At 73.3% G+C, this 7216-nt stretch carries 7 protein-coding genes and 1 pseudogene; 3 read left to right on the forward strand and 5 right to left on the reverse strand.

Features of this window, described 5'->3' with window-relative positions:
- Window positions 1-49: 49 nt before the first annotated feature.
- The gene (locus VIB11_RS16595) at window positions 50-682 is read right to left on the reverse strand and encodes an O-methyltransferase (RefSeq protein WP_332057181.1); all 633 of its coding nucleotides are present in this window, start codon (window positions 680-682) and stop codon (window positions 50-52) included.
- Between the two features lie 173 nt (window positions 683-855).
- Between VIB11_RS16595 and sigE the strand changes: the two genes are divergently transcribed.
- The 3 genes from sigE (at window position 856) to VIB11_RS16610 (ending at window position 4554) form a co-directional block, all read left to right on the forward strand.
- Window positions 856-1608, forward strand: a complete 753-nt coding sequence (gene sigE, locus VIB11_RS16600; RefSeq protein ID WP_414695875.1) for an RNA polymerase sigma factor SigE — start codon at window positions 856-858, stop codon at window positions 1606-1608.
- Window positions 1609-2341: 733 nt separating this feature from the next.
- Window positions 2342-4081 (forward strand): S1C family serine protease, encoded by a 1740-nt coding sequence (locus VIB11_RS16605; RefSeq protein ID WP_332057182.1) that lies wholly within the window; start codon window positions 2342-2344, stop codon window positions 4079-4081.
- 101 nt (window positions 4082-4182) lie between these two features.
- Window positions 4183-4554 carry a twin-arginine translocase TatA/TatE family subunit gene (locus VIB11_RS16610; RefSeq protein ID WP_332057183.1) on the forward strand — a complete coding sequence of 124 codons (372 nt, stop codon included), beginning with the start codon at window positions 4183-4185 and terminating at the stop codon, window positions 4552-4554.
- A 122-nt stretch (window positions 4555-4676) separates the two neighbouring features.
- Here VIB11_RS16610 and VIB11_RS16615 read toward each other — a convergent pair whose 3' ends face one another.
- The 4 genes and pseudogenes from VIB11_RS16615 to VIB11_RS16630 all read right to left on the reverse strand — a co-directional run.
- A complete protein-coding gene (locus tag VIB11_RS16615; RefSeq protein ID WP_332057184.1) occupies window positions 4677-5822 on the reverse strand; it encodes an Mrp/NBP35 family ATP-binding protein in 1146 nt (381 codons plus the stop codon).
- Between the two features lie 9 nt (window positions 5823-5831).
- A complete protein-coding gene (locus tag VIB11_RS16620) occupies window positions 5832-6269 on the reverse strand; it encodes a DUF1003 domain-containing protein (RefSeq protein WP_414695876.1) in 438 nt (145 codons plus the stop codon).
- 81 nt (window positions 6270-6350) lie between these two features.
- A pseudogene (locus tag VIB11_RS16625) lies at window positions 6351-6845 on the reverse strand (DUF1003 domain-containing protein); the annotation flags it as partial.
- On the reverse strand, window positions 6838-7216 hold a 379-nt coding region (locus tag VIB11_RS16630; protein WP_332057185.1), incomplete at its 5' end, for a CBS domain-containing protein. The pseudogene VIB11_RS16625 and the gene VIB11_RS16630, both read right to left, overlap by 8 nt.

Raw genomic sequence — 7216 nt, forward strand, 5'->3', positions numbered from 1 at the left:
AAACGCGCCGGTGATCACCGGCGCGTTTACCTCGAACGGGGGAGGACTCTCAGCGCTTGACGGCCGCGAGCACTCCGTCGCCCACGGGCAGCAGGGCCGGCATCAGCCGGTCGTCGTCGCGCAGTGTCTTGCCGAGGTCCCGCAGGACGGTGGTCTGGGCGTCGCGCGAGGCCGGGTCCGCCACCTTGTCGTGCCAGAGCATGTTGTCGAGCACCAGCACCCCGCCCGAGCGCAGCAGCCGGATGGCGTGCTCGACGTACTCCGGGTACTCCGACTTCTCACCGTCGACCACGACCATGTCGTAGGCGCCGTCGGTCATGCGGGGCAGCACGTCGAGGGCGCGGCCGCTGATGACCCGGGTGCGCTGCGGCGGGATGCCGGCCTCCTGGAAGGCGCGTCGGGCCGCGGCCTGGTGCTCGGGCTCGACGTCGATCGTGGTCAGGATGCCGTCGCTGGGCATTCCCTCGAGCAGCCAGAGACCGGAGGTGCCCGCGCCGGTACCGACCTCGACGACCGACTTGGCCTTCACCGCGGCCGCGAGCAGCCGCAGCACGACTCCCGCGCCGTTGCCCACGGGGGGCGCGCCCAGCTCCTCGCCGCGACGGCGGGCCTGCTCGATCACCGGTGCCTCGGTGACGAACTCCTCTGCGTAGGCCCAGCTGGCGGGCTTCTGTGCGGTCATGCGGGCAACCCTACTGCCGCGGCAAGCGTGCGGGCGGGAGCCATCCGCGAGGGCGCGCAGGACGAATCCCCCGCAGCAGCCCAGCTCACCCGTCCGCCGGGTCCCCACCGACCGGCGACCGGGTCAATCGGCCGGACGCGGCATACAGGCAACGTTCAGGTTGTTGGGGAACCATCGACACTGCACGGTCGTCCACCCGTGCAACCGCGCGCACGGCGCGCCACACGGAGGTGAGGGATGTGACCGCGACCGGCCAGATCGAGAGGCAGCTCGGCGCGACAGCCGAGGCAGCCTCGGCCGACCAGGCGTGGGTGCCCCCCACCTGGGAGGAGATCGTCGAGCAGCACTCGGCTCGCGTCTACCGCCTGGCCTACCGGCTCACCGGCAACGTGCACGACGCCGAGGACCTCACCCACGACGTGTTCATCCGCGTCTTCCGCTCGCTGCACTCCTACCAGCCCGGCACCTTCGAGGGCTGGCTGCACCGGATCACCACCAACGTCTTCCTCGACAAGATGCGGCGCAAGCAGCGGATCCGCTTCGACGCGCTCTCCGAGGAGTCCGCGGCCCGGCTGCCCAGCCGCGAGGCGGGCCCGGAGCAGGCCTACGACGCCACACACTTCGACGACGACGTCCAGCGCGCGCTCGACGCCCTGCCGCCGGACTTCCGCGCCGCCGTGGTGCTGTGCGACATCGAGGGCCTGTCCTACGAGGAGATCGCGACCACGCTCGGCATCAAGCTCGGCACCGTGCGCTCGCGCATCCACCGCGGGCGGGCGCTGCTGCGTGACGCGCTCGCCCATCGCGCCCCGGGAGCGCCGCGACCTGTCGGCGACGCCGGGCCCGCCGGCCCCGCCGCCGGTGCCACGCCGCCCGCCCGCCGAGGCCTGCCCGTGCTCCGCCGGCCGGTCCCCGGCGCGCGATGAGCCTGGGCCGCCCGCTCGCACGGTCGTCGCGGTGCCTGGGCCCGGAGCTCAGCGCCTACGCGGACCGATCGCTGTGCGCTGACGAGCTGCTCCTGTGGGACCGCCACCTGGTGTCCTGCACGTCCTGCCGATCCGCAGTGGCGGCAGAGCGCCGACTTCTCGCCTCGCTGCGCGGGTCCGGAGGCCCGGAGGTGCCCAGCGCCCTGCGTGCCAGCCTCCTCTCGCTCGGCGCTTCGGGAGCCGACTGCGACCCGGTCGCGGCCCCGGCCCAGCACGACGCGCCAACCCCGGCTGTCGGCCGTCCCCCCGCGTGGGCGGTGCGGCGCGACAGTGGCCCGGTGGTGCCCCCGGTCCCGCGGCGGCCCGCGGGTCCGGTGCCGCTCCCGGTGGTGAGCCGCGCCGCACCGGCACTGCACCGCTCCCCGGTGCGCGCGACCGTCTTCGCCGGCCTGGCAGCGGGAGCCTCGGCGGCGGCCGCGTGGAGCCTCGCCGTGGTCGGGACCCCGCTCGTGCCGCCGTCCCCGCCCCGCGTGTCCCCTGGCCCTGCGGTCCAGCCGGCACGGTCGTCGGCCCCGGGGCTCATGAGCACCTCCCTGGCCGCACGGGTCCCGGGCACTGCGCCGGCGCCGTTCCCTGCGAGTGCCGTCCGCTCGGGCGCACTGCGCACGGTCGTGGTCGCGAACACCGGACCCGTCCTGGGCAGCCGGCTCTCACGTTCGGCACAATCGATGCCATGACCGAGCGCCACGACCCCAGCCCAGAGCAGCCAGCCGAGGGCGAGCCGAGGCAGCGGTCCGAGAGCGGCGAACCGGACGCGGGCCCCGAGGCTCCGGTGCCGGCCCCGGTCGATCCCGACGTCCGCGGCGTCCGGGAGGGGGAGTCCGGGGAACCGGGCCCTGCGTGGGACCCGTGGGCGCCGCCGACCCCGCCAAGCCCGTCGACCACGCCGAGTCCGCAGGCCACGCCGAGTCCCCAGACCTCGCAGACACCGGCCCAGGTCGACCACACACAGCCGGTGGACCTGCACAACACGCAGGCGCTTCCGGCGTCCGAGCACAGTGCCGGGCCTCAGGCCCAGTACCCCCACCACGGTGGCCCCCAGCCCGAGTACGCCCAGCCGGGGCAGTCCGCCTGGGCCTACGACCCCCAGCCCTCCACGGCCCACGAACACCAGGCCTGGGGCGCGGGGAGCGCGGCCGACGGCGGCGCGGCACACCACCAGGGTGGGGCGGCTCCCGAGTGGCAGCAGGGGAGCTGGGCGCACGGCCAGGGCTGGAACCAGGGTCAGGGCTGGGGCCAGCCGGAGCACGACTGGACCCAGTCCCACCACGCGACGACGCAGGGCGCCCCCGCGCGGCGGGGCCCCGGCTGGGGCGGGGTCGTCGCGATCGCGGCCGTCTGTGCCCTGGTCGCCGGACTGTTCGGTGGTCTGGCGGGCGGCTGGCTCGGTGCGAACGACCGCCTCGGCTTCGGTCGCCTCGGTGACGGTCAGGCGTCGATCCCGACGGTGGGCAGCGGCGCGACCAGCCGGCCCGAGGGGTCCATCGCCAACATCGCGGCCAAGGCGCTGCCGAGCGTGGTCACCATCAAGGTCAACGGCGCCGACGGCAACGGCACCGGCTCCGGGTTCGTCGCCGACAAGGCCGGCCACATCATCACCAACAACCACGTCGTCGCCAGCGCCGCCGACGAGGGAGCCATCAAGGTGCAGCTCTCCAACGGCACCGAGATCGAGGCGACCATCGCGGGGCGGGACGCCTCCTACGACCTGGCCGTCCTGAAGACCGGCCGCACCGACCTGCCACCGCTGACGATGGGCTCGTCCTCGTCGGTCGTCGTCGGCGACCAGGTGATCGCCGTCGGCGCACCTCTCGGCCTGGACAGCACCGTCACCACCGGCATCGTGAGCGCGCTGAACCGCCCCGTCAGCCCCGGCGGGGACGGCAACGAGCAGTCGTACATCAACGCCATCCAGACGGACGCGGCCATCAACCCCGGCAACTCGGGCGGGCCACTGCTCGACATGCAGGGCAACGTCATCGGCGTCAACTCCGCGATCGCCCGCGTGCCCGGCACGTCGGACTCCCAGTCGGGCAACATCGGCGTGGGCTTCTCCATCCCGAGCGACCAGGTGAGGAAGACCGCCGAGCAGCTCATCAGGACGGGCAAGGCGGAGCACCCGGTCATCGGCGTCGTCCTCGACCGGCAGTACACCGGGGGTGACGGCGTCAAGATCCTCGAGGAGGCCGCCGAGGGCCGCGAGCCCGTCACGAAGGACGGCCCGGCGGGCCAGGCCGGTGTGCGGGCCGGTGACCTCATCGTCGAGTTCGAGGGACGCCGGGTGACCGACCCCGACGACCTGGTGGTGGCCATCCGCTCCAAGGCGGTCGGCGACCAGGTCACGATGAAGGTCCGTCGCGGTGGACGAGAGATCAGTGTCAAGATGACGCTGCAGGGCTCGACCGGCGAGTGACCTCCACCGCGTCACGCACGGGCGGGCACGAGCAGCGAGCGGCACCCGAATGACGAGGACCCAGTGACCAGGACGGCAGTGACCAGGGCAGGGAACGACGCGTGAACATCACCGGCTGGGAGTTCATCCTCCTCATCGTCCTCGCCGTCGTCATCCTCGGGCCCGAACGTCTCCCGGAGTACGCGGCGAGGCTCGGCCGTTTCGTGCGCCAGGCCAAGGCGATGGCCGAGAGCGCCAAGGGGCAGCTGCGCGAGCAGATGGGGCCAGAGTTCGACGACATCAACTGGCAGCAGTACGACCCACGCCAGTACGACCCACGCCGGATCGTGCGCGAGGCCCTGCTCGACGACACGCCCTTCGACCCGAAGGCGCCGGCCGGGGGCAACGGGTCGTCCTCACCGGCCGGAGCGCCGCCCGTCGCGCGCGGCTACGACCCGTCGGTGCCGACGCCCTACGACCTCGACGCCACCTGAGCACGCACCGACCAACTTCCTGCCCGGAGCCCACGTGAAGGGGGCCGTGCCGGGCGCGGAACGGTGGGTCCCGGGCAACCAGCGCGGCGTCGACCGCGCGCCGAGACGTCAGGTATGCCGCGTCAGCGGCCGGCGGGGGTGAGGCCCAGGGAGCGGCCCGCGAGCCCGCGCGACCGCGTGGCCAGGCCCCGGGCCACGCCTCGCAGCGCGACGGCGGCCGGGGACTCCGGGTCGCGCAGGACGACCGGCGTGCCCTGGTCGCCGCACTCGCGCAGGTTGGTGTCGAGCGGCACCTGGCCGAGCAGGGGGACCTGCGCGCCCACGCTGCGGGTGAGGGACTCGGCGACGGCCTGGCCGCCACCGGAGCCGAAGATCTCCTGGCGGGAGCCGTCCGGAAGCTCGAGCCAGGACATGTTCTCGATGACGCCGACGATGCGCTGGTGCGTCTGCAGGGCGATGGAGCCGGCGCGCTCCGCGACCTCGGCGGCGGCCTTCTGCGGGGTCGTGACGACGAGGATCTCCGCGCCGGGGATCAGCTGGGCCACCGAGATGGCGATGTCCCCGGTGCCCGGCGGCAGGTCGAGCAGCAGCACGTCGAGGTCGCCCCAGAAGACGTCGCCGAGGAACTGCTGGAGCGCCCGGTGGAGCATCGGGCCGCGCCAGACGACGGGCTGGTTGCCGGGGACGAACATGCCGATCGAGATGACCTTCACGTCATGGCTGACCGGCGGCAGGATCATGTCGTCGACCTGCGTCGGCCGGTGCTCCACGCCGAGCATGCGGGGCACGGAGAAGCCGTAGACGTCGGCGTCCACGACGCCGACCCGCAGGCCGCCCTCCGCGAGCGAGGCGGCGAGGTTGACGGTCACCGAGGACTTGCCGACGCCGCCCTTGCCGGACGCCACGGCATACACGCGCGTGAGGCTGCCGGGCTTGGCGAAGGGGATCTCGCGCTCGGCGACCCCGCCCCGCAGCTGCTGGCGCAGGCTGCCGCGCTGCTCGTCACTCATCACGCCGAGCGTGACGTCGACGCCGGTGACGCCGGCGACCCTCGACAGCGCCGCGGTGGTGTCCTTGGTCAGGGTGTCCTTCATCGGGCAGCCGGAGACGGTCAGGAGGATGGTCACGGCCACGCGGCCGGCCTGGTCCACGGAGACGCGCTCGACCATCCCGAGCTCGGTGACGGGCTTGCGGATCTCGGGGTCGATGACCGTCGAGAGGGCCTCGTGGAGGGCCTCGTCGGTCACGGGTGCAGCGGGGGCGGACATGCCCCCATGCTAGGTCGCCTGGTGGCCGCTCGCGGAACCGGTCGCCCCCGGGACGCTGTCGGCCTCGTCACGCTGGCGCACCTCGAGGCCGCGCTCCTCGAACTCCTCGAGCAGGCTGCGCAGCTCGGAGCGGACGAAGTCGCGGGTCGCGGTCTCGCCGAGCGCGTTGCGCAGGGCGGCGACCTCGCGGGTGAGGTACTCGGTGTCGGCGAGGTTGCGCTCGTCGCGGGCACGGTCCTGCTCGAGGGCCACCCGGTCGCGGTCGGCCTGTCGGTTCTGCGCCAGCAGGATCAGCGGCGCGGCGTACGAGGCCTGCAGGCTCAGCATGAGCGTGAGGAAGATGAAGGCGTAGGGGTCCCATCGCAGATCGGGCGGGCCGACGGCGTTCCAGGTGATCCAGACGGCGACGAACGCCGTCATGTAGATGAGGAAGCGCGGCGTGCCCATGAACCGCGCGAAACGCTCGCTCCAGACCCCGAAGGTCTCCTGGGAGACGGTCGGCCGCGGCAGCAGCGCGCGGCGCACCTCGAGGCCGCGCTCGTCGAACTCCTCGAGGAGGCCGCGCAGCTCGGAGCGCACGAAGTCGCGCGTCGCGGCGTCGCTCATGGCCAGGCGGAGGGCTGCCACCTCGCGGGTGAGGAACTCGGTGTCGGCGAGGTTGCGCTCGTCGCGGGCGCGGTCCTGCTCGAGCGCCACCCTGTCGCGGTCGGCCTGGCGGTTCTGCGCGAGCAGGATCAGCGGCGCGGCATACGAGGCCTGCAGGCTCAGCATGAGCGTGAGGAAGATGAACGCGTAGGGGTCCCAGCGCAGGTCGGGCGGGCCCACGGCGTTCCAGGTGATCCACAGCGCGACGAACGCCGTCATGTAGATCAGGAAGCGGGGCGTGCCCATGAAGCGCGCGAAGCGCTCGCTCCAGACGCCGAAGGTCTCCTGGTTCACCGTGGGGCGCGGCAGCATGGCCCGCCGGACCTCGCGGGGCTGGTCGAGACGGGTGGGAGCGCTGCGGCTGGGGCGCTCAGTCATGAGTCACCTCGTGCCGCTCCTCGCGCCAGTCGTCGGGAAGGATGTGGTCGAGGACGTCATCCACCGTGACCGCCCCGACGAGCCGGCCGTCGTCGTCGACGACGGGCACGCCGGTCAGGTTGTAGGTCGCCAGGACCCGGGTCACCTGCCCCAGTGGGGAGTGCGGGCGCAGCGGCTCCAGCTCCTTGTCGAGGATGCCGCCGATCGCGTTGTGCGGCGGCTCACGGAGCAGGCGCTGGATGTGCACGATGCCCAGGAACTTGCCCGTCGGCGTCTCCAGCGGCGGCCGGCACACGAACACTGTCGACGCCAGGGCGGGGGAGAGCTCCGCCCTGCGGACCACGGCCAGGGCGTGCGCGATGGAGTGGTCC

This window comes from Pedococcus sp., from assembly GCF_036554925.1.
Taxonomy (GTDB): domain Bacteria; phylum Actinomycetota; class Actinomycetes; order Actinomycetales; family Dermatophilaceae; genus Pedococcus_A.